Here is a 1,813-nt window from a genome sequence, read left to right as displayed (position 1 = left end):
CTATAATGCTATAACTCTGGGAAATGGTTGGAATACACCGCTGGGTGCCATCTCTTTTTACGCTGCCCGATCGAGTAGTAAGTTAAATAATGATACCAGACACGAAGGTACGAGCTATCAGGTCGCCTATAATAAATATCTAGTACAAACAGCCACTCGATTTAGCGTGGCCGCCTGGCGTTATGCTTCGCAGGATTACAGGACATTCAGCGACCATCTTTACGAAAATGATAAACACTATCATCAGAGTGATTATGATGATTTTTATGATATTGGCAGAAAAAATAGCCTTTCTGCTAATATTATGCAACCTTTATCCAATAATCTGGGAAATGTATCATTAAGTGCGCTTTGGCGGAATTACTGGGGGCGAAGTGGAAATGCTAAAGATTACCAATTCAGTTACTCCAATAACTGGCAACACATTAGTTATACTTTCTCTGCCAGCCAATCTTATGATGAAAATAATAAAGAAGAGGAGCGTTTTAATCTGTTTATCTCCATTCCTTTCTACTGGGGGGATGATATTGCCAAAACACGTCACCAAATTAACTTATCGAATTCGACCTCATTTTCCAAAGATGGCTATTCCTCCAACAATACTGGAATTACTGGCATAGCCGGTGAACATGATCAGTTAAATTATGGTATATATGTTAATCAGCAACAACAAAATAATGATACCTCGCTTGGTACGAATTTAAGCTGGAGAACTCCCATCGCCATAATAGATGGCAGCTATAGTCATTCTAAAAACGCCTAGCAAAGTGGTGGAAGTATTAGTAGTGGATTAGTTGTCTGGCCCGGTGGTATTAATATCACTAACCAGTTATCCGATACATTTGCAATTCTGGATGCGCCTGGGTTAGAAGGTGCACATATTAATGGACAAAAATACAATCGAACAAACAGCAAAGGCCAGGTTGTTTACGACCTGATAATACCTCATCGTGAAAACCATCTGGTACTTGATATTGCAAACAGTGAAAGTGAAACAGAATTGCAGGGCAATCGTCAAATTATTGCACCTTACCGTGGAGCAGTTTCTTATGTGCAGTTTACAACTGACCAACGTAAGCCCTGGTATATACAGGCACTGCGTCCCGATGGTTCGCCATTAACCTTTGGCTATGACGTACTGGATCTCCAGGAAAATAATATTGGAGTCGTTGGCCAGGGTAGTCGCCTTTTTATTCGCGTAGATGAAATTCCCACTGGAATAAAAGTTGCTCTCAATGATGAACAGAACTTATTCTGTACTATTACTTTTCAACACGTTATCGATGAAAACAAAACATATATATGCCAGTAAAAGGAGTTTACTATGAAGTGGCTTTTATTAATCACCTTGAGTCTATATTCTTTTATTGTGCAAAGTGCTCCCTGTGCATTGACCAATGTCGGTGAACAACGTGGAACATATATACTCAAGCCACTGAGTATGAAAGGTAATCTAACCGCCGAAAAATTGAAAACACCGGAAATATCATTGAGTGTACAGACTTGCAAGAGACAACCAACGCAATTAAAGTTCATTTTTTAACACAGAACGCTTTAAGGTTTAAAGTCGGAAGTCGTCATTATATTATTAATTTCCCCTTTGAATCTGACGGTAAAAAAATAGAGCTTCCAGGGAAGTCATCTTATAATTTAGAAGAAATGCTATCTGCGATAAATTTCACCATTCCATATTCTATCGCATCTGTATCAGATAGTTCTAACACCGCAGACATTTTTCCTGGAACTCCTTTTCCTTTGTTGTTCGAAATTGAAGTGAGTTCATGTACAGGGAATAATACTAATTGTAATAGCG

General features: G+C 38.7%; 2 pseudogenes. Both read left to right on the top strand.

The window, feature by feature from the left end:
- A pseudogene (locus E0D98_RS23825) lies at positions 1 to 1,312 on the top strand (fimbria/pilus outer membrane usher protein); the annotation flags it as partial.
- Positions 1,313 to 1,324: 12 nt separating this feature from the next.
- Positions 1,325 to 1,813: pseudogene (locus E0D98_RS23820) on the top strand (fimbrial family protein); the annotation flags it as partial.

The organism is Escherichia sp. KCJ4928 (assembly GCF_004352695.1).
Taxonomy (GTDB): Bacteria; Pseudomonadota; Gammaproteobacteria; order Enterobacterales; family Enterobacteriaceae; genus ECMA0423.
Note: the sequence above shows the minus strand (reverse complement) of the source record. Positions and strands in the feature narration are given on the sequence as shown.